We start from the raw sequence: 20,439 nt of genomic DNA on the forward strand, positions 1-20,439 counted from the left end.
TGTTGTTATTAGCGGTTATTGGCGGTTATTGGCGGCTACGGAAAGTGGTCCACAAACGAGTGCGCTGACGCATGTCCTTGAGGCTCATGCTGCGATCGGCATACAGCCGCTCACGCACCTCGGCCGGCGGATAGATGTCCGGATCGGTGCGCACCGCTTCATCCACCAACGGCGTCGCTGCCTGATTGGCGGTGGCGAAAAACAGCGTGTTGGTCAATTCGGCGACCGAGTCCGGGCGCAGCATGAATTCGATGAACGCCCGCGCGGCTTCGGGGTGCGGCGCGTCTTTGGGGATGGCCAGATTGTCCTGCCAGATCAATGTGCCTTCGCGGGGGATGCGGTACGCCACTTCAAACGGCTTGTTGGCCTTGCGCGCCTGATCGGCGGCCATGCTCGCGTCGCCGTTATAGGTCAGCGCCAGGCACACATTGCCGCTGGCCAGGTCGTTGATCTGCCGCCCGGTGGCGACGTACAGCACCGAGGGCTGCAGTTTCTGCAACAACGCCTCGGCAGCGGCCAGATCATTCTTGTCAGTGCTGTAGGGATCTTTACCGAGGTAATGCAGGGCCAGACCGATGACTTCCTGCGGCGAATCCAGAATCGCGATGCCGCAATCCTTGAGCTTGCTGGCGTATTCGGGCTTGAACAGCACATCCAGACTGTTCAGCGCAACGCCGGGCAAGCGCTGTTGCACCGCTTCGACGTTCATGCCCAGGCCCAGCGTGCCCCACGTGTAAGGCACGCCATATCGGTTACCGGGGTCGACCGCCGCGAGCTTCTCCAGCAAGTCCGGATCAAGATTGGCGTAGCCCTTGAGCCCTTCGTGCGGAATGTCTTTCAAGGCGCCGGCCGCCAGGCCACGGGCCAACACGCTGGAGGACGGCACCACCACGTCATAGCCACTGCCGCCGGTGAGCAGTTTGGTTTCCAGCACCTCGGAGGTGTCGAACGTGTCGTAACGCACGTGGATGCCGGTCTCCTGCTCGAAACGCTGCAGGGTTTGCGGCGGCACATAATCGGCCCAACTGTAGAGGTTGAGGGTTTTGTCCTCGGCCTGGGCCTGGAGAGCCACCGACAACAACAGCGCGGGGAAACACAGCTTGAACACGGGAGCCATGACGAACACCTGACCGGAGGAAGTGGTTGCAGGATGCGCCGTCGGATACAGTAGAAAAATACCTTAATTTTTATCCTGACTTTATCGCGGAGTAATGTGATGTTGGGTCAACTCCACGACATCGATTTGCAGTTGTTGCGCCTGTTTGTGCGGGTGGTCGAGTGCGGTGGGTTCAGTGCGGCCCAAGGGGATCTAGGCCTGAGCCAGTCGAGCATCAGCCAGCAGATGGCCAAGCTGGAAACCCGATTGGGTTACCGATTGTGCAGCCGCGGCAAGGCCGGTTTCAGCGTCACGCCCAAGGGTGAGCAGTTGCTGATCGCGGTGCGCTCGCTGTTTGAATCGATCGAAACCTTTCGCCATCAATCCAACGGCGTCGCCGGGCGTCTGATCGGCGAAGTGCGTTTGGGCATTTCCGAGGCGGTCGATCAATCGGTGCTGCAACGCGTCGCTGAGGCGATCCGGCGCTTTCGCGAGCGCGACGAATCGGTGCGCATTGAGCTGATCAGCGCAATGCCCGGGGAAATGGAACGCCTGCTGCTGCAACAGCGCCTGGATCTGGCGATCGGTTATTTCTCGCAAGTGCAAAGCGCGTTCGACTACCGCCAGTTATTCAGCGAAACCCAACATTTGTACTGTGCGCCGGGCCATCCTCTGTTCACTGATGAGACGCCCAGCGATGCGGCGCTGGAGGCGTGTGACCGGGTCGATCATCCGTACCGGTTCTTACGCAGTGACGAGCCGTTTCAGGGCAAGGTCTGTTCGGCGCGGTCGGAACAGGTTGAAGGCACCCTCACCTTTATTTTGTCCGGCAAACATGTCGGTTATCTGCCCGATCACTATGCGCGTAGCTGGCAGGACAAAGGTTTGCTGCGAACGGTGCGTGAGGGTGTGTTGAGTTTTGAGGTGGCGTTTCATCTGGCCCGACACCGGGCGCAGGTGCCGGGGGATGCGCAGAAAGCGTTTGAAGAAGATCTGCTCAGCGCATTTGCATGAATCGATTTAGCGCCCGACACCTGAAAAACCTGACCTTTCAGGCAATTATTGCTCGTTGCCCTCGCCGCCCTCTTCCGGCATCCTGCGCCTCCATTTTCTGACCCGGCCCCGCCTCGCGGCACGCAAACCACCATGACCGCCTCTGAAAAAGCCCCGCGCAACAACGACCTGATCTACGGCCTCAACGACCGTCCGCATCTCACCGCCACCGTATTCGCCGCGCTGCAACACGTGCTGGCAAGCTTCGTCGGCATCATCACCCCGACCCTGATCATGGGTGGCGCCCTCGGCCTGCAAAGCGAAATTCCGTACCTGATCAGCATGGCGCTGTTCGTCTCCGGCCTCGGCACTTTCGTTCAGGCCAAGCGTTTCGGCCCGGTCGGTTCGGGACTGCTGTGCCTGCAAGGCACCAGTTTTTCCTTTATCAGCGTGATTCTCAGCGCCGGTTTCATGGTCAAGGCGCGCGGTGGCGGCACCGATGAAATTCTCTCGACGATCTTCGGCGTGTGCTTTTTCGCCGCTTTCATCGAAGTGGTACTGAGCCAGTTCATTGGCAAATTGCGCATGCTGATCACCCCGGTGGTGACCGGCACGATCATCACGTTGATGGGCCTGTCGCTGATCAAAGTGGCGATGACCGACATCGCCGGCGGTTTCGGCGCGCCTGATCTGGGGGCTGCCAGCCACGTGTTTCTGGCGGCACTGGTGATCGGCACCATCGTGGTGCTGAACCGCGTCGACGTGCCGTTCCTGCGCCTTGGCGCGATTGTCATCGGTCTGACCCTCGGCTACGTGGTGGCATGGTTGATGGGCACGGTGGATTTCGCCTCCATGCCTGAGGTGCCGCTGGTCAGCGTGCCAGTGCCGTTCAAGTACGGCTTCAACTTCGATTGGGTGGCATTCGTGCCGGTGGCGGTGATTTTCCTCGTCTCGCCGCTGGAAGCTGCCGGTGATCTGACCGCCAACTCGATGATTTCGCGGCAACCGGTCAAAGGCCCGCTGTACATTCGCCGGATCAAATCCGGGCTGCTTGCCGACGGCCTCAACTCGGCAATGGCGGCAGTGTTCAACAGTATGCCGATGGTGACTTTCGCGCAGAACAACGGCGTGATTCAGCTGACCGGCGTGGCCAGCCGCTACGTCGCCTTCTTCATCGCCGGTTTGCTGGTGCTGCTGGGCTTGTTCCCGATGATCGGCGCGGTGCTGCAACTGATGCCGAAACCGGTGCTCGGTGGCGCCGAGCTGGTGATGTTCGGCACCGTCGCCGTGGCCGGGATCAAGATCCTCGCCGAAGCCGGCCTGCATCGGCGCAACATGCTGATCGTGGCGATTTCGCTGGGCATGGGCCTGGGCATCGCTGCCGTGCCGGAAGTCCTGCGCGAGCTGCCGCAAGCGTTGCGCAACATCTTCGAGTCGCCGATCACCGTCGGTGCGTTGTGCGCTATCGTGCTGAACATCTTTCTGCCGGAAGAATTCATCGAGCTGGAAGAAGACGACTTCGACCCGGAAGCTTCTATTCTTCAAGTCATGGAAAACCCGGATATGCCGGCCAAAGGTGAACCTGCCCAAGCGACGGCTGTCGCACAGTTGAACCGCTAACGTCTGGCCTTTAATAGAAAGGGCTGAGCCGGCAACGGTTCAGCCCTTTTTTGTTGAGAGACTGTTTATGCGCCGTGTCCAAGCCGTCATTCTGTCGTTACTGCTGTTGTCGCTCAGCGCCTGCGCGCTGTTTCCCAACCGTGATCCGGTGAACATCAACGTGGTCGGCCTCGAACCTTTGCCGAGCCAGGACCTGGAAGTGCGTTTCGCGATCAAGTTGCGCGTGCAGAATCCCAACGAAACCGCCATCGATTACAACGGCATCGCCCTGGATCTGGAAGTCAACGGCCATTCGCTGGCGTCGGGTGTCAGCGACCAGAGCGGCTCGATCCCGCGTTTTTCCGAAAGCATCGTCAGCGTGCCGGTGAGCATCTCGGCGTTCTCGGTCCTGCGCCAGACCCTCGGCCTGAGCCAGACGCAAACCCTCGACAACCTGCCCTACGTGTTGCGCGGCAAACTCGCCGGTGGCCTGTTCGGCACCATGCGTTTTGTCGACAGCGGCAAGCTCAGCCTGCCCAAGGCCAGTGCCGCCACCTGGTAAAAATCCGTTAGTCTGCCTCGTTCCTTAAAGACATTCATGAGGGAAGCTGCAGGTTTATGGAAGACACACCGACGCTGTACACCGAACGACTGATCCTGCGCCCGATGCAACTGGCCGATGCCGAAGCCGTGCAGCAACTTTTTCCGTACTGGGAAGTGGTGCGATATTTGAACGCTGCCGTGCCATGGCCGTACCCGGACGATGGCGCCCTCACCTACTTGCGCGACATTGCCTTGCCGGCCCTGGCGGCGGGCAAGGAATGGCACTGGTCGATTCGCCTGAAGAGCGCACCTGAGCAACTGATCGGCAATATCAGCCTCATGGATCAACCGGACAACCACCGGGGATTCTGGCTGGCACCGGCATGGCAAGGTCAGGGTTTGATGAGCGAAGCAGCAGCGGCGGTGAGCGATTACTGGTTCAACGTGCTTGATCGCCCGCTGATGCGCGTACCGAAAGCGGCGCCGAACACCGCCTCGCGCAAACTCTCGGAGCGAGCCGGGATGCGTTTGATTCGAACCGATGAGGACAATTTCGTCAGCGGCCGCTTCCCACGGGAAATCTGGGAAATCACCCGCGAAGAATGGCTGCAACAACACAAAACTTAAGCTTGTGACGAACCCCTGTGGGAGCGAGCTTGCTCGCGAAAGCGGCATATCAGTCAACACAAATGTTGAATGTGATGACGCCTTCGCGAGCAAGCTCGCTCCCACAGGTTCTCTATCAGGCTTGAGTCATGTGTTGAAACGCACTCCCGGCTTGGCGCGCTCATCTACTGACAGCTCAAACACGTCCGGTCGCGCATAGTGGCCGACCACATCGTAGTCATACCGCGCACGCACCAGCTCATCGGTATCGATTTCTGCCGTCAGCAACCCCGCCTCACCGCGCAACGGTCCCGCCAGCACATCGCCCATCGGCCCGACGATCACGCTGCCGCCGGCAATCAGCGGCCGATCCGCCGGCCAATTGGCAATCTCCACACCCAGCTCATTCGGCGAAGCCTGCACCTGGCAGGCACTGACCACAAAGCAACGACCCTCATGGGCGATATGGCGCATGCTGACCTGCCACATCTCGCGTTCATCCACGGTCGGCGCGCACCAGACTTCGATGCCCTTGGCGTACATCGCCGTGCGCAGCAGCGGCATCATGTTTTCCCAGCACACCACCGCGCCCAGCTTGCCGACCTGGGTCTCCAGCACCGGCAGTGTCGAGCCGTCGCCCTTGCCCCAGATCAACCGCTCGGTGCCGGTCGGCATCAACTTGCGGTGCTTGGCGAGCAGCCCGGCCTGCGGATCGAAATACAACGCTGTGCAATACAAAGTGCTGCCAGCACGTTCGATCACGCCGATGACCAGATTGGCCCCGGTGCGCGCCGACAAACCGGCCAGCGCTTCGGTTTCTGCGCCCGGCACATCAATCGCATTGGCGAAATAACGCGCATAGGCCTCACGTCCCTCGGGCAAGCGATAACCCAGCTGTGTGCCGAAACCCTCGCCTTTCGGGTAGCCACCGAGCAAGGCCTCCGGCATCACCACCAGCGCGGCCGCGGATTCACGGATAGCGTTCTCCCAACTCAGAATCTGTTCCAGGGTTTCGCCCTTACCACCGGGCAAGGCGCCGATCTGCAGCGCAGCAACAATTGATTTAGGCATCACGTTCACTCCATCAGATTCCGGTGTTGCTGATTCTCCGGCGCCACGCGATCATGAATAAAGCCCCGAACGCTGCTGAATGATATGAGCCAAATGAATATCGCAACCGTCGACCTCAACCTGCTGAAAGTCTTTGAAGCGCTGCATGAAGAATCCAGCGCCAGCCGCGCCGCCCTGCGCCTGGGCGTCACGCAATCAGCGGTGAGCGCGGCGTTGCGTCGTTTGCGTGAGGTCTATGGCGATCAACTGTTCGTGCGCACCGGGCGCGGACTGGCGCCGACGCTTAAAGCCAATCAGTTGAAACCGGTGGTCAGCGAGGCGCTGAACAAATGCCGGCAGAGTCTGGCCATGGTCGATCCGTCCACCCAGCACTACGACGGTCGCTCGGTGACGATCGGGCTCTCCGACGACTTCGAAATCGCCTATGGCCGGCGCTTGATTGAGGAAATCGCCCACCGTGCGCCGAAACTGCGGCTGATCTTCCGCCAGACCCACAGCCAGATCGTCGCGCGGGCATTGATGGAGCGCAGCATCGATCTGGCAATCACCGCTGGTGGCTTTGCCGAGCGTTTGCTCAGCCGTCAGGTGTTGGGCGAAGGCGGATATGCGTGTTTGCTCGACCCGGCGAGCCTGGCGCCCGGACAACAACAGATCAGTCTGGAAGAATTTGTCGCCCGCGAGCACCTGCTGGTGTCGTCCGGCGGTTTTATCGGCATCACCGATGAAGGTCTGGCGGCGCTGGGTTTGAGTCGGCGGGTGTGTGCGTCAACCAGCCATTTTGCCGCGTTGCCCTACCTGCTCAAGGGCAGTGCGGCGGTGGCGACAATTCCGGCGCATGCCGCCGAAAGCATCGCGGCCCTCAGCGGCCTGGCGCTGCTGCCCTGCCCGCTGCAATTGCCGCGTTATCCCATCGAGCTGGGCTGGCGCACCAGCGCGCCGATCGATCCGCTGGTGGTCAAGGTCCGCGAGGCGATTGCCGCGACGTTCAGCTGAGGCGTTACTTGTTGGCGGCCATCAGCCGATTGACTTCACTGCGCACCATGTTGGCGAATTCCGGCGGCGACATGCCGTCCAGCTCGGCACGAACCCATTCCGCCCATTTGCCCTTGCGCTTGGCGCGCTCGCCGAACAACCGCGCGGCTTCGCCTTTGGCTTTGCCCAGATTGTTCTGCCAGAGTTCGAACAGACGGGATTTCTCGTCTTCCAGCGCGGCGCGCTCTGCGAGGGATTTGTCGGCCAGATTGAAACTCATGGGGAATTATCCTGCTGCGTAAAATGGCGACATCTTACACGCTCGGGGTAAATCTCCGGCGCAGGTTTTTCTTTCTGGCCTAAATTCAGTGCAACTTTTCAGCAAGCGTCACACTCCATTGTTCACTGTCCATTCAACTGCAAGGAGTCACCCAATGGCCCGGAAATCCGCCGTGCAAGCCGCCGAAGACCAAATCAAGGATCAAGCCTTCAGCGAACTTCAGGCTCTGATCGAAGAGTCGGACAAACTGCTCAAGAGCAGCGCCTCACTGGTCGGTGAGGAAGCGGAAACCTTGCGCGGACAAATCGCCCTGAAACTGCAACAGGCGCTGGACTCGGTGTCGAGCGTACGCGATCGCACCAAACCGGCGGTTGATGCGACCGAAAGCTACATCGGCGGCCACCCGTGGCAGACCGTGGCGATCTCGGCCGGTTTCGGTCTGGTGGTCGGCTTGTTGCTCGGCCGTCGCTGAGTCAGGCGCGCACAAAAAAGGCGAACCCAACGGGTTCGCCTTTTTCATGCCTGCAAGGTTCGAACAGCTTAGTGCTTTCAAACCTCAGTTCAGCTCAATCTTTGACGTTGGCGCACCTCGTCCATTCACCTCAATCAGTCCCCTCTCCCTCCGGGAGAGGGTCAGGGTGAGGGGCTTTTAATTCATACACCCGCGAGCTCACGCAAACTCGCCAGTGTCGCCGCATCCAGCACAATCCCTTCAGCCAGCGATCTGGCGCGCTGCCAATGGCGACGATCCCCCGGCAGCCGCTTGAGCCCGACCCCGTGCATCTGCCGCACCAGCTCTTCGCTGCGTTCGGCGAAACTCTGCCCGGCGGCCTTGCTCGGATCGATCACGATCAGCAACTGCCCGGTCCACGGGGTTTTTGCGCCAGGATGATTCGACCAGTCAAACTCGAACGAGAAATTGCCACCGGTCAGCGCCGCTGCCAACAACTCCACCATCATCGACAACGCCGACCCCTTATGCCCGCCAAACGGCAACAGTGCGCCACCTTCCAGAATGGCTTTCGGGTCCTGGGTCGGCTGACCGAGGCTGTCGACGCCCATCCCCGCCGGCAGTCGTTCACCCTTGCGCGCGGCGATTTGCACATCGCCATGGGCAATGGCACTGGTCGCCAGATCGAACACGATCGGCGCGGCGCCGGCCCGCGGCGCGGCAAAGGCAATCGGGTTGGTGCCGAACAGCGGCCGGTCGGCGCCATGCGGCACCACACAAGTCATGCTGTTGACGACACTGAGCGCCACCAGCCCTTCCTCGGCGAACGGTTCGACGTCCGGCCACAGGGCCGCGAAATGGTGTGAGTTGCGAATCGCCAACACGGCGATGCCGGCGTTGCGCGCCTTCTCCACCAGCAATGGCCGGGCAGCAGCCAATGCCGGCTGGGCGAAACCGTTACCGGCATCGACACGGACAAAACCCGCCGCGACATCTTCGACCTGCGGCACGGCGTGGCCATTGACCCAGCCGCTTTTCAGGGTGGACACGTAACCGGGAATGCGAAAGACACCGTGGCTGTGAGCGCCATCGCGCTCGGCGTTGGCGCAATTGGCCGCCAGCACCTGAGCCACTTCGCTGGAAGTGCCGTGGCGCAGAAAAATCGTTTCGAGCAATTGCTTCAGCGCGTCGAGCGACAGCGCCGGCGAGACAGCAGCAGAGACATGATCGTGAGGCGCAGACATCTGAAGCTCCAGAATGATTATTGGAGGGAACAACAGCGTACGAACAAACGGCAAACCGATTAACCATGCCCGACCCGCCGGCTGTCAACCTTTCGATGTTGCCGGGAGCGCCACGCCTCTGCGCTTTGCAGGACGCGTGCGGTAACTATCTACCACCTGCGTCGCCCTCTCGCACCCTAGCCTTGCGTCTTATTTCTCGCGCCGGAACGCGCCTACCGAGACTCGAAGATGCCTGAGCCTATTGCGCCACTGCTGTTTCCCGAAACGCTGAATTTCCCCGGCCTGTGGAAGGCGCTGGGTAAAGCCCACAACCTCAACGACAGCGATTTCGACTGGCTGACCAACGTCACACTGGCCACCCACGCGCTGCGCATCGAGCAAACCCCGCCGATGCTCGCGCAAGCGATCTGGATCAACGCCGGCAGCCAGCCCCCCATCAACCTGGCCGGCAGTTTTGTCCTGTGCGGCGACAGCGACGATAAAGCCGCTTTCCTCTACACGCCCTACGACGGCATCAAAAAATACGAAAGCTTCGACACCCTGAAAACACTGTTTGAGGTGCGCTTGAGCAAAGCCGAGGAAGACGACGATCTGTTAGCGTTTCTCGCGCTGTCGCAGCGCAGGCAGGTCGCTGAGCAAAGCGCCCTGTCGCTGACGTACGAAACCCTTGAAGGGGATATTTTCGATAGCCAAACGGCTGCGATTCGCGCGTGTCAGCAATTGAATGCCGAAGCGCTGCTCGCCGAGCTCAAGCAATTGCCGGCGCTGACAGCCCTGTTGGAAAAACTGCTGGATGACGCTTTGAACAGCGCTTTTACCAACCTGCACCAAGCGCAAACCCGCATCAGCTTTTACACACCGGATGCGGACTCGACGCTGAGCCGCCAATGGCACGATTCAAAAAGCCTCAGTGAGGGATTGTTGATGCTTTACCGCCATCGAAACTGGCCGGTTAAACAGTTACACGAGTTTTCTAATCCCGCACATGTCCCCACCGCGGGTGACCAGCAGATCTGGGCAGAGGCACTCAAGCAGGTGTCGGACAAACTGTTGGTGTTGTTGTTCAGCGAAATGGAACGTTACTGGAACGCGCCCTGCGCGGCAGGATCGCCACGGCGCGTGTTTTTTGCCGAAGTGTTGCTGGAGCAGGCGCGCGCCGAACTGATGCTCAAGCGCGAAGCCGAGATCATCGACGCCCGCCAGTTCGCCACGCTGCATCAAATGATTCGCCCGGCGGCGTTGTCCAGCCGCCGGCCAACCATCGAAAACGTGCGCCTGTGGGAATATCAGGCCAACTATGTCGAACTGGCGGGTTCGTTGATGATCAGCCATGCCGATGCCTGTCTTTACACCCCGAGCCACGGCCTGCAAGTGCTCAAGGACTACAACGACCTGAAAGCCACTGTGTTGAGCAAATTCAAGGCGGCCGGCCATCAGGACGAATTTTATGCTTTGTTGAATCTCGAAGAGCGCAAACGCTTTATTGGTTTTGACCGACCCCATGTCACCGGCGAAAGCCTGGGCGGCGAGATCTTCAAAGTACTGTTCGAAGCCATCATCACCAAACAGCGGCAGAACATCGAATACGCCTTGCAGATGTTCCGGCACAGCGACGGCGCGGTCGATATCCATGCGATGTTCGACAAGGCCCTGGATATTCGCGCCATGGTCCATGAGCGGTTGATGGCACTGGATGCCGGTGAGCGCTGGTCGACGCGGCCAGTGCTGGCGGGCGTGCAACAGCCCTCGGCAGTGCTGGCGCATAAAGCACAAGAGGTCGAACGTTCCTGCAAGGGCATCGACGCGTTACTGACCGGTTCATTCCGCAGCCAGCCAACCACCCGGGCCAGCGAGCAGCGCAGTTTCCTTGAGAACATGAAGTCACGGCTGGCCCATTCTCTCTTTGTCGGTGTCACCCAGGAAGCCGCGTTGCGCGTCCTCAGTGGTTCACTCAACGCCGCTGAGCGGGCGATCGTCAACACGGTGTTTCATCCTGAGCAATCCAGTCGTGACAATCGCGGCTCGCTCAACGGTTTTCGCCCCGATGCCTGGTCACTCACACTGCAAAACCCTGGCACCCCCCCCCCCTTGCCGTTGGCCCACTGCGTCTTGCTCACCGAACGCGGTGGCCTCGACGACACTCACTCGGGCAAGGCCATCCTGTGGAGTCCTGCGCGGGGCCTCGAGGTATTTGCCAGCATTAACGCTGCGCGGCGGGCGCTCGAGCGGCGGCTCGAGGACAGTGTCGGACGCCTGTCGCTGGTCGAAAATCTGCTGCCCAGTGACCATCAGCCGCACCAGCAATACACCTTGGGCGCGCTGCGTCTGATTGAAGAGAATGTGCTGCACGAACGCATGCAGTCGGCCATCGAACATTTTCTCGCCCGCTGCGACACACTTCGCCAGCGTTTTCAAGGCCACCCCGGGCTGACCTCAGCACTGGCGACCAGCAAAAGAGCCACGGTGGATACCAACCTGCTGCGCAGCATCAATTTTGCGCAAGCCCTGCAGCAACAACAGTCGCTCCCGGCCTGGCTGGGCATGGCCCCGGTGGCGGAACAGCAACTGCATCTGGAACTGCTTGAGCAGTGGCGCCATAGCGTGGTCGAGCACAAAGACTATTTGAGTGATCTGCCCTCGCTCGCCGAGCACGTCAGCCAGACGCTGAAGTCGTTGCTTGGCGCTCGATTCAAGGGCAGTGATCTTGATCCCGAAGACATCCAGATCACGCCTGATCTGGCGCTGGCCGGCCCGGCTCGGACGCTGCCGGAATTTGCCCTGAACCATATCAATATCGCTCAGGGCACGGGGTTCTCTGTCGCCTCAAAGACCCGTAAAAAACTACCGACGGGGCTGGATCAAGGCGCCGTCCGGCAACTGTTGCTGTCATTGGCAATCCCGACGACGTTCGCGCAAAAAATCGTCGCGGCACTCTCTGATGGCTCATCACAGGCCATAGCGCGCAAGCAACGGTTTATTCGCCAGTTGCCTTGGCAACTGCTGCAACACGCGCATGGATTGAAGCTGCAGCAGAAACTTTCGGGCAGCGCCTTCGATTTCCTCAGTCAGGTGCTGGACATCCCCGATGGCATCGCCCGCGCGACGGTCGCTGGCGCACATGCCATTGCTTATCCGTTGTCGTTGATCAAGACCGCAGGCTCGACGGCAGTGGAAACGTTGGGCTTGTATTTGATTGGCCCGGGCAGTGGTCATCACGGCCCACTGACTTTGTACGCACCGTATGCCGAGCAGATTTTTCGCGAGTTCGCCGACGAAGCGAGCGTGATTGCGGCGGTGAACACACCGGGCAGTTTTCAGGATCTGGTCATCCGGCGCTTACCGCTGGACCAGCAGTCAGTGTTCCGTGGCTTGTTTCAGTCGACCGCAGGCGAGCGCAGTGAAATGACCCTGGCCGGCAACGCGATCACCGGCAATCTGTTGCAGCGTTTCTTCAGTGACAACCTCAAACTGCTCCCGCAATTATTGGGCTGCCAGTTGCAAAGCAGCGCTCAAGCCGATTGGGAGGCGGCAAAAAACCTCTTCAGCCATGGCGCCAATCTGATCGCCGGCCTGCTGCCCGGCAAAATTTCCTACGTCACGTTTCTTTGGCAGGCTTACAAGGACTTCAAGAATTCGGCGGAAAACCTGCAGGATCATCACTGGTCGCAAGCGCTGAAAACCTTTATCGCCGGTGCCGTGCAAATGATCAGTCTGGGCAGACTGGCAAACCAGGCAATCACCGAGCAAACCCTGCAAACAACAGCAACCCCTACGGTCACGATTGAAGAAAGCGACGCGATGCCAGCGTCCTCTGCATTGGTTGCTCCAAGCTGGTCACAGATTCGCCCGACCTCACCGCTGCGCACCGAGTTGCAGGGCCTTGAAGCAACGGACGTGGCCCTTGAGAACTTCAAGCGCGACGCCAGAACCGGCACTTATGAGGATCCGCTCAACAAGCGCAGCTATGCCGCCATTGCCGGCAAGGTCCACCGCGTCGAACAACCGGGGGCCGTGTGGCAGATCGTCAAGGACGAACAACCCGGCCCGTCACTCCGGCAAAACGGTTCGCGGCTGGTGCTGGCGCCCGACCGACATGCCGTGCACCACGGCAAAGCCGTGTCGAAACTGTATCGGCGCTACAGCGTCGAGCAGGATCGCCGGACGCTGTTGAACATCGAGGCAACGGGCATGGCGCAAATACGCCAGATGCACCCCGCCAAGGCGCAGATGATTCAGCACTCCATCGACCTTGCGCGCCTCTACGCTTTCAACAGCCTGCACAACCTCGCACAACTCAAGGCCAACGTGCCCGGCACACGTCTGGATGGTTTTCTGCGGGTGTTTTTCGGAGTGGATAGTGTTGAAACCGGTTTATTGAGCAAGCTCAAAGAAGTGATCGTACCGATCTGCAAAGCACTGGTGGATCCCGACGATGATCTGATGAACACCGAACGTTTCGTGGTCGGCTCCAACATTTTCGCGTCATCTATCATTGCGTTCGTGCTGATGAATGATCATCGGAAAATGGTGCATTTCACCGAACACTTTTTCGATCCCCAACTGGATGTGTACAAAGGGATGCTCGCTGAACCCTTCGACGTTGATGGTCATGCCCGCGCAGCGACACTGATCCACGAGTTCGCCCACCAGTTTGCCAACGCTGAAGATTTTGCTTCGCTGGAGTCGCGGCGGCCGTTTGCCGACCTGATCACCACCCTCACGTTGTATGGGGTGAGTATTCAGCACGATCTGCAACGTTTTCAGTCCGCGGCGCTGTCGCTGACGACTCCGCGCCAGGAACTGTTTGCGCGCTGGATCAGCAAGAAACACGCCTATGTCAGCCTGGAGAAGATTTCCGGGGCGAAAGACCTCAGCAAACAAATTCTGTCACTGACCCGCAGCCCGACCATGGAAGACGCCCGCGACGCCTTTCTCGATCCGGATAGAGCCGACGCGCGCATCGAGGTGATTTTGCGCAATGCCGACTCCATCGCTCGCCTCATCTGCGAGATGGGCCGACAACTGGATCCGGTGCCGGCGCCCTGAATCCAGGCAAAAAAAAGCGCAGGTCTGAACCTGCGCCTTGCGCGTGTCATGGGTGATCAGTCTTTCTGATCCCGCAGCACGTTGCCCGAAGCGCCATCGATGCGGAACTCGTAGACAACGCCATCGGCCTTGCGCCCCTCGCCTTTCCAGTAACCGTTGTTGTCCGCTTCGATCTCGTAGACTTCGGTGTAACCGGCCTTGGTCTTGACGATTTCGATGGCTTTTTCGATGGTGATCCAGCCCGCGCCCGGCTTGTCCGCCATGGCTGTACCGGCGCTGAGCAAACCGGCTGAGATAATCAGCGCGGTGAAGGTCTTTTTGATCATTTTTTCACTCCATTTATGGATAGTAGTCATTCGCGTCCTGTTTTTTGGGCGCCAACGGAGAAAATAAGTTCCACTTTGATGGGTAATTGCCATGACACAGGTTCTCGGCAACTTCCTGCAAAGGTTAGAATGTGCGAAATCAGGACGAGTCAATGACCCAAGACACTCTCTCGGAAGCCGAATACGATGCGATTACCGATGCCGCCGCGCATTGGTGCATGCGTCTGCACGCCGTCGATTGTACGGATCAAGAGCGTCGCGACTTCCAACAGTGGCACGACGCGCATCCCCTGCATGCCTTCGAATATGAAGCGATGCTGGAAATCTGGGACGTTGCCGAGCACCTGCCACGGCCTGAAGCCGCCAATGTCGTGCCGATCCGGCCACCTTCGCGTGCATGGCGGCAATACGCCCTAGCCGCTGGTGTCTGCGCCCTGGCGTTACCACTGGCGGCAGTCGCCGGCTGGAATCTTGGCTGGTTGCCCAACAGCTATCAGCATTTCGCCGCCACCGACAATGTCCGTCAGGTGACCCTGAGTGACGGCAGCCAACTCGAACTGAACCTCAATACTGATCTGACCTTCAGCAACTACAAGGACGAACGCCGCGTCACGCTGAAAAAGGGCGAAGCCTTCTTCACCGTCAGCCATGACATGACGCACCCGTTTGTGGTGCGCGCCGGCGAAGGCAAGATCCGCGTCACCGGTACCCGATTCAATGTCTGGCTGTATGAAGATCAGGTGCGGGTCAACCTGATCGAAGGCTCGGTGCTGGTCAGCAGCAATACGGCACTGCCCGGCGACGGCTTGCGTCTCGGGCCATCCATGCAGGCCCGCTACAAGCAAGGCGACTACATGCCGCAAATCAGCCAGACCTACCCGGGCGACAACGCGCTGGCCTGGCGCAACGGCAAACTGGTGCTGGATAACCTCGCGCTCAACGACGCCCTGCCATTGATCAACCGCTACCTCGACACACCGTTGATGCTCGCCGACAGCAGCACCGGCTCGATCCGTTTGGGTGGCATCTACAACATCAAAGAGTTGAACAACCTGCCCAGCGCTCTGCCCAAAGTGTTGCCGGTCTACCTGACGCGCAACAAGGAAGGTAACCCGGTGATCAACTCGCTGCCGCAGCAACCGCCAAAAAGCTGAAGGCCGCGCTCTTTGAGGAGCGCGGCCTTCGTTTTACCCGGCAACTTCAGCCCTTACTGCACGGCCACTTTACCGCTCTTGTCCAACGCTTCGCCGACGGTCTGAACCTGATACTGCGGATCAGCCTTGATCTGCTGTTCGGTGAATGGCAGCACGCTCCATTGCTTCTTCGAGAACGCCTCGGTCTGATCACGCGAATACTTCGACTGAGGATCGCTGGACAGCGAGAACGCCAGCAGACCTTGAGCATGCGGCCCCTTCTCGTCGAACGTCACGACTTGCAGGTAACTGGTGCCGCTGACCACTTCCAGTTTGCCGTCCTCGCGCGGCACACTTTGAATCGCGTTGTAGATGCCCAAGGTCCCCGGCCCGCCGTGAATCGGCGTCTGCTGGCCACCGCTGCTGACCACCTGGATATCGCCCCAACGCGTGCCTGGCTTGAGGCCCATTTTGGCAGTCGTGGCCACCGAGGCCAGCATCGCTTCACGCACGGCCTTGGCGACCGCAGGCTGCTCGACCGCCAACCCGCGCGGAGTGTGTTGCGCATCTTTTGGATCGAAGGCGACGCGCCAGATATCGGCAGATTCCTGTAACGCCTGCATGACGTTCTGGAAGTGCACCAGGCCCAGACCCGAATCGAGATTGGCCCGACCGTCCCACGCCTTGAGGCTGGCGCACAGCGGTTTCAGTGCTTGCGCATCGCTGCCGAGGTCACCGGCACAGAACTTCAGCAGGTCCGGCACCACCTGGGTCGCCAGATACACCTGATCGTCCATGACCATCTGTTGCAGATCCTTCACTGCCAGCGGACCTTTTTTGCTCAGGCTGCCCAGGCGATCCAGCGCAAACCGTGAGCGCAAGCCCAGCGGCTGGCCGTCCTGACTGATCAGCGGGGAGAAACCGGTCAGCGGTTGCGCCGGGTTGGCCAGCCACGCGGAATCGTTGGAGTGCTGCACGAAATCCTTGCGCAGCAGTTGCGGCAGTTGGCTGGAGGCGTAAATGCCCTTCTGCGCAGCCTTCGGGTCGATGTCCCAGGCGCAGGCACTGTGGGCGCCGTCGAGGACGATCATTTGCGTGCCGACGCGCGGATCGCTGCACTTGGCCAGTTTGTCCGCGCTGACGTTCGGCACCACCGACAGGTTCATGTACAGCGTCTGCCCCTGATCATCGACAGCCAGGGTGTTGACCCACGGAATGCCCTGAATCTTGTGCACCGAATCCTGCAGTTGCTCAAGCGTGGTGGCCTGATTCATCGCATACCACTGCTGCAGCACCCGATCATTGTCGAGGTTGGCATCGCGCAGGCTATAAGCGTATTGCTTGTCCCAGTCGAGCTTGCCCGGCCATTGCACGATCGGCCCGAATTGCGAACTGTAGAGGTCACGCGCAACCGCCACTAACTGGCCGTCCGGCTGTTTGACCTGCACCGTCACGGTCTGCTTGTGCATCGGCAGCGATTGGCCATCGAGCAGGTAGCGCGTTGAATCCTTCGGGTCCAGTTGCAGGCGATACAGGGTGAAGTGCTTCGACGAATCGACGGTGTGGGTCCAGGCCAGGTGCTGGTTGAAACCGATGTTGATCATCGGCAGGCCCGGCAACGCGGCGCCCATCACGTCGAGCTTGCCGGGAATGGTCAGGTGCATTTGATAAAAACGCATGCCGCCGACCCACGGAAAGTGCGGATTGGCCAATAACATGCCGCGACCATTGAACGAGCGCTCGCTGCCCACCGCCACGGCGTTGCTGCCACGATCCAGGGCAAAGCGTTGCTGCCGTGCATCCGCCAAACGGTAGGCCTGCGCACCCGGTTCAATAGCAGCGGTTGCCTGTGGCGGTGTCGCGCCGGCCAACGCTTCGGCGAACTGGCCAACGCCCCCTTCAACCAGCAGACGGCGCGTGAGCTTGACCAGATCCTGCGGGGCAATGTCCCGCACCCACTCGCCCTGGCATTGCTGGGGCAAACCCTGCTGACGGCGCTCGGCGAGATAACGGTTGTAACCCGCGGTGTAGCCCTCGATCAGATCGCGCACCGGGGCCGGCTGCGCTTGCCAGAACGCGGTCACCGCCTCAGGGGTATTGAGCCAGGTGAAGAACACATCGCTGACGCGGTTCTCGCGCTCCTCGACCGTCAATTGCTCCGGACCGAAATAGCGCGAGCGCTCGCCGTTGACGGTCACTATTTCGTTGGCCAACAGGCACAGGTTGTCCTGTGCATAGGCATAGCCAATGCCAAAACCCAGTCCACGTTCGTTTTCTGCACGAATGTGCGGCACGCCAAAAGCAGTGCGGCGAATATCGGCGCTGGCCGAGGTGGACGGCGCAAGCGCATGGGCCGACAGACTCAGCCCGAGAAACATGCTGGCAACGGCCAGTCCGGTTAATTGCCTGGAAATAGTCACGCCCGCTCCTGATCGAAATGCGAAGAACGCCCACGCGTCGCACGCGATGAGCCTGATCAAGAAACGAAGTCGAAGAAAATAATTTAGCCGACGAAGTTGCCAGCCTGAGCCCGGATGACAAGGAAAAGACGAATTGCCGACAAATTTTCTACATTTTTTCTTTCATGATTTGTCGTGCTGATACGTCTTGTTTAGAGAGAGCAAAATAACCTTTCCTGATCAGGCTCTGAAAAGGAGTAATCGCATGTACAACTCGCAACTACCAACGGACGGTAGCCAGGCGCCAAAAGGAGCTTCGATGAGCCCCCACGCGAGCGATTTCGAGCAACGCGTCGAGCGTCACGGTAACGAACGCATCCGGCTGCTGCTGAAAAGTTTCGGGCTGCGCACCAGCCTGATTCGTCTGAAGGTCATTGATGCCCTGCTCCTTGCAGCGCAAACCGACCGCCGGCTGGGTGTGCGCGGTGTCCACAGCCAATTGCTGGATCTGGACATTCCGCTGTCGTTTCTCAGCGTGCGCGAAGTGCTCAAACGGCTGTGCGCCGAAGGTGTCATCACCTTCAACGCAGACAAGAGCTACAGCCTGCATCCACAGGCTGCGGCCGTCCTCAACAACGATTGAAGTGTGCAGCGATCGCCGTCAAGGCTTGACCTTGCGGCGCATCACGCCGTTGATCACTACCACCACCACTGCCACCCCGATGGCGATGTACTGGAAGGTCTTTTCGTCGATCTTCCCGGCGTTCTGCAGCCAGGACAGGCCCAGCATGATGGCCAGGACCGACACGGCGATCAGAATCGAATATATCAAGCGTTGCTTGTGGGTCATTGCGGTTTCCTGAATCTTTGGAATGTATCCGGTTTGTATCCGATTGCATGCCATGCGCTTACCCTTTTACGGGGATGCGGCGCGGCAAACGGGGTCTCATGTTACAGCCGATGAAGAGTTTTGGCTTCATGACGGCGTAACCATGAGGATTTTTGAAATGCTGCGTCGAATCACCTGGCTGATTCCCGTTCTTGCCCTGCTGACCCTGAGTGGCTGCATCATCTTCCCCCACGGTGGCTGGCACGACGACCACCACCGTTACTATCAGGGTGGCCCGGGTTATTACCAACATCGATAGAACCGGATTGTTCACCCCGTCCACCGGCCAATGAACGGATCGAAGAGGACACTCACAAATCCGATCAACTTAAAACAAAGCCCGCCCTGTTGCGGGCTTTTCTGTTTTTGCCGCCCGTGGGCACTACGCCGCTGTAAATGTATCGCGCAGGAACTGCCATCAGTAAACAAGTTGCAAGCATTTGAAATCTAATGTCGCAGCAAAACCGTAGGTCAGGTGAAGTTATACAACTAGTCTCTGGGAACTTTCCTTAACTCACCAACAAGGACGTTTATGCAGAGAACCCTTATAAACATCGGACCACGACAGGTATTCGGATTTTGTTTTTTTATCAGTGCTTTTGAACTAGTGACGTACATGGCCAGTGATTTGATCATGCCGGCGATGTTGAGCGTCACCACAGAACTTCAGGCCGACGTGCGGCATGTTCCCAACGCCTTCAATCTTTATTTGCTGGGGGGTGTCTGCCTGCAATGGCTGATTGGGCCGTTGTCCGATCAATGGGGGCGCCGGCGCATATTGTTGATCGGCTGCGCAGTGTTTGCCGTGGCTTGCACAGGCGCCTTCGCCACGCAAAGCATCGAAGCCTTCAACCTGCTGCGATGGGTGCAAGGCATGGGCCTGGGTTTCGTGATCGCAGTCAGCTATCCAGCGCTGCAAGAGGTGTTCTGCGAGGCCGATGCCGTGCGCCTGATGGCACTGCTCGGCAACATAGCCCTGTTGTCGCCGCTCATTGGGCCGCTATTGGGCATTGTGTTGTTGCAGTGGCTGTCCTGGCGCGAATTGTTTCTGGGCCTGGGCCTTCTCGCATCGCTGGTCTGGCTGGGGCTGTTGCTGTGCATGCCGGAAACGATCGGCGTCGTCCGTCGCGATGGGCATCGACAAAATGCGCTGCGCTTTTCCTTGCGCCAGACCGGACAGCGCTACCGTCACCTGTTTGGCAATGGCCAGTTTCTCGCCGCCAGCTTCGCCCTGGGGCTGATGAGTTTGCCGCTGATCGCCTGGATCGGCCTGTCACCGCTGCTGCTGATCCAGTTGCTGGGGCTGACACCGCTGGAATATGCGCTGTGGCAGATTCCGATCTTCGCTGCAGTCATTGTCGGCAATTTGCTGCTCGACCGTTTGCTGCCCACCCATGCCTTGCCGCAACTGATTCGCCTGGCGCTTTGGCCCTTCTGCCTGGGTCTGGTGGCGCTGATCGTTTGCGCGCTGTCCGGCGCCAGCCTCGGCGCGGTGGTGGCGAGCCTGGCGCTATCCGCTGTCGGGCTGGGCATGAGCAACGCCGCGCTATATCGCCTGGCACTGTTTGCCAGCGATGACAGCAAAGGCCTGGTCTCGGCGCTGATCGGGATGATTTCAATTGCTGTAATGAGCCTCGGCGGCTCGCTTATCGCCTTCATCGGCGGAGGCACACGCCTAGAACTGTTCTCTCTCTTCGCTGCCGTCAGCGGCCTGATGTGCCTGCCGCTGTTAACGGGATTATTGCAAGGCAACCATCCCGATGGCGTTTCTACTCAATAAAGGATTATTGA

At 59.5% G+C, this 20,439-nt stretch carries 18 protein-coding genes; 11 read left to right on the forward strand and 7 right to left on the reverse strand.

Going from position 1 to position 20,439, the window contains the following annotated elements:
* Positions 1-25: 25 nt before the first annotated feature.
* Entirely contained in the window at positions 26-1,117 is a 1,092-nt protein-coding gene (locus A8O26_RS12155) for a polyamine ABC transporter substrate-binding protein (protein ID WP_064118213.1), read from the reverse strand.
* Between the two features lie 99 nt (positions 1,118-1,216).
* Here A8O26_RS12155 and A8O26_RS12160 point away from each other — a divergent pair, with 99 nt between their 5' ends.
* From A8O26_RS12160 to A8O26_RS12175, 4 genes are all read left to right on the forward strand, one after another.
* Entirely contained in the window at positions 1,217-2,110 is an 894-nt protein-coding gene (locus A8O26_RS12160; protein WP_064118214.1) for a LysR family transcriptional regulator, read from the forward strand.
* A gap of 132 nt (positions 2,111-2,242) precedes the next feature.
* A complete protein-coding gene (locus A8O26_RS12165; RefSeq protein ID WP_064118215.1) occupies positions 2,243-3,709 on the forward strand; it encodes a nucleobase:cation symporter-2 family protein in 1,467 nt (488 codons plus the stop codon).
* Positions 3,710-3,776: 67 nt separating this feature from the next.
* On the forward strand, positions 3,777-4,250 hold the full coding sequence (locus tag A8O26_RS12170) for an LEA type 2 family protein (protein WP_064118216.1): 474 nt from the start codon (positions 3,777-3,779) through the stop codon (positions 4,248-4,250).
* Between the two features lie 56 nt (positions 4,251-4,306).
* Positions 4,307-4,858, forward strand: coding sequence for a GNAT family N-acetyltransferase (locus A8O26_RS12175; RefSeq protein WP_064118217.1), 552 nt, complete (start codon positions 4,307-4,309; stop codon positions 4,856-4,858).
* Positions 4,859-4,984: 126 nt separating this feature from the next.
* Here the strand turns inward: A8O26_RS12175 and A8O26_RS12180 are convergent, their stop codons facing one another.
* The gene (locus tag A8O26_RS12180; RefSeq protein ID WP_064118218.1) at positions 4,985-5,908 is read right to left on the reverse strand and encodes a carbon-nitrogen hydrolase family protein; all 924 of its coding nucleotides are present in this window, start codon (positions 5,906-5,908) and stop codon (positions 4,985-4,987) included.
* Between the two features lie 84 nt (positions 5,909-5,992).
* Here A8O26_RS12180 and A8O26_RS12185 point away from each other — a divergent pair, with 84 nt between their 5' ends.
* A complete protein-coding gene (locus tag A8O26_RS12185) occupies positions 5,993-6,901 on the forward strand; it encodes a LysR family transcriptional regulator (protein WP_064118219.1) in 909 nt (302 codons plus the stop codon).
* 4 nt (positions 6,902-6,905) lie between these two features.
* Here A8O26_RS12185 and A8O26_RS12190 read toward each other — a convergent pair whose 3' ends face one another.
* Positions 6,906-7,160, reverse strand: a complete 255-nt coding sequence (locus A8O26_RS12190) for a hypothetical protein (protein ID WP_038363082.1) — start codon at positions 7,158-7,160, stop codon at positions 6,906-6,908.
* 154 nt (positions 7,161-7,314) lie between these two features.
* On the opposite strand from A8O26_RS12190, the gene A8O26_RS12195 reads away from it, so the two are divergent.
* Positions 7,315-7,632 (forward strand): DUF883 family protein, encoded by a 318-nt coding sequence (locus tag A8O26_RS12195; protein WP_016982860.1) that lies wholly within the window; start codon positions 7,315-7,317, stop codon positions 7,630-7,632.
* Positions 7,633-7,814: 182 nt separating this feature from the next.
* Here the strand turns inward: A8O26_RS12195 and A8O26_RS12200 are convergent, their stop codons facing one another.
* Positions 7,815-8,855, reverse strand: a complete 1,041-nt coding sequence (locus tag A8O26_RS12200) for an Ldh family oxidoreductase (RefSeq protein WP_064118220.1) — start codon at positions 8,853-8,855, stop codon at positions 7,815-7,817.
* A 228-nt stretch (positions 8,856-9,083) separates the two neighbouring features.
* Between A8O26_RS12200 and A8O26_RS12205 the strand changes: the two genes are divergently transcribed.
* Positions 9,084-13,901 carry a dermonecrotic toxin domain-containing protein gene (locus tag A8O26_RS12205; protein ID WP_064118221.1) on the forward strand — a complete coding sequence of 1,606 codons (4,818 nt, stop codon included), beginning with the start codon at positions 9,084-9,086 and terminating at the stop codon, positions 13,899-13,901.
* A gap of 56 nt (positions 13,902-13,957) precedes the next feature.
* Here the strand turns inward: A8O26_RS12205 and A8O26_RS12210 are convergent, their stop codons facing one another.
* Entirely contained in the window at positions 13,958-14,227 is a 270-nt protein-coding gene (locus A8O26_RS12210; RefSeq protein WP_064118222.1) for a PepSY domain-containing protein, read from the reverse strand.
* Positions 14,228-14,379: 152 nt separating this feature from the next.
* On the opposite strand from A8O26_RS12210, the gene A8O26_RS12215 reads away from it, so the two are divergent.
* The gene (locus tag A8O26_RS12215; protein ID WP_064118223.1) at positions 14,380-15,381 is read left to right on the forward strand and encodes a FecR family protein; all 1,002 of its coding nucleotides are present in this window, start codon (positions 14,380-14,382) and stop codon (positions 15,379-15,381) included.
* Positions 15,382-15,434: 53 nt separating this feature from the next.
* On the opposite strand, the gene pvdQ is transcribed toward A8O26_RS12215, so the two are convergent.
* Entirely contained in the window at positions 15,435-17,780 is a 2,346-nt protein-coding gene (gene pvdQ, locus A8O26_RS12220) for a bifunctional acylase PvdQ (protein WP_064118224.1), read from the reverse strand.
* 244 nt (positions 17,781-18,024) lie between these two features.
* Between pvdQ and A8O26_RS12225 the strand changes: the two genes are divergently transcribed.
* The gene (locus A8O26_RS12225) at positions 18,025-18,402 is read left to right on the forward strand and encodes a hypothetical protein (protein WP_064118225.1); all 378 of its coding nucleotides are present in this window, start codon (positions 18,025-18,027) and stop codon (positions 18,400-18,402) included.
* Positions 18,403-18,420: 18 nt separating this feature from the next.
* Here A8O26_RS12225 and A8O26_RS12230 read toward each other — a convergent pair whose 3' ends face one another.
* A complete protein-coding gene (locus A8O26_RS12230) occupies positions 18,421-18,609 on the reverse strand; it encodes a hypothetical protein (protein WP_064118226.1) in 189 nt (62 codons plus the stop codon).
* 157 nt (positions 18,610-18,766) lie between these two features.
* Between A8O26_RS12230 and A8O26_RS29940 the strand changes: the two genes are divergently transcribed.
* Together A8O26_RS29940 and A8O26_RS12235 are read left to right on the forward strand one after the other, a co-directional pair.
* The gene (locus A8O26_RS29940; protein ID WP_007918111.1) at positions 18,767-18,907 is read left to right on the forward strand and encodes a hypothetical protein; all 141 of its coding nucleotides are present in this window, start codon (positions 18,767-18,769) and stop codon (positions 18,905-18,907) included.
* 273 nt (positions 18,908-19,180) lie between these two features.
* Positions 19,181-20,428: an MdfA family multidrug efflux MFS transporter gene (locus A8O26_RS12235; RefSeq protein ID WP_064118227.1), complete on the forward strand. Its 1,248-nt coding sequence runs from the start codon at positions 19,181-19,183 to the stop codon at positions 20,426-20,428.
* Positions 20,429-20,439: the final 11 nt, after the last annotated feature.

It is taken from the genome of Pseudomonas fluorescens (genome assembly GCF_001648775.1).
Classification (GTDB): Bacteria; Pseudomonadota; Gammaproteobacteria; order Pseudomonadales; family Pseudomonadaceae; genus Aquipseudomonas; species Aquipseudomonas fluorescens_M.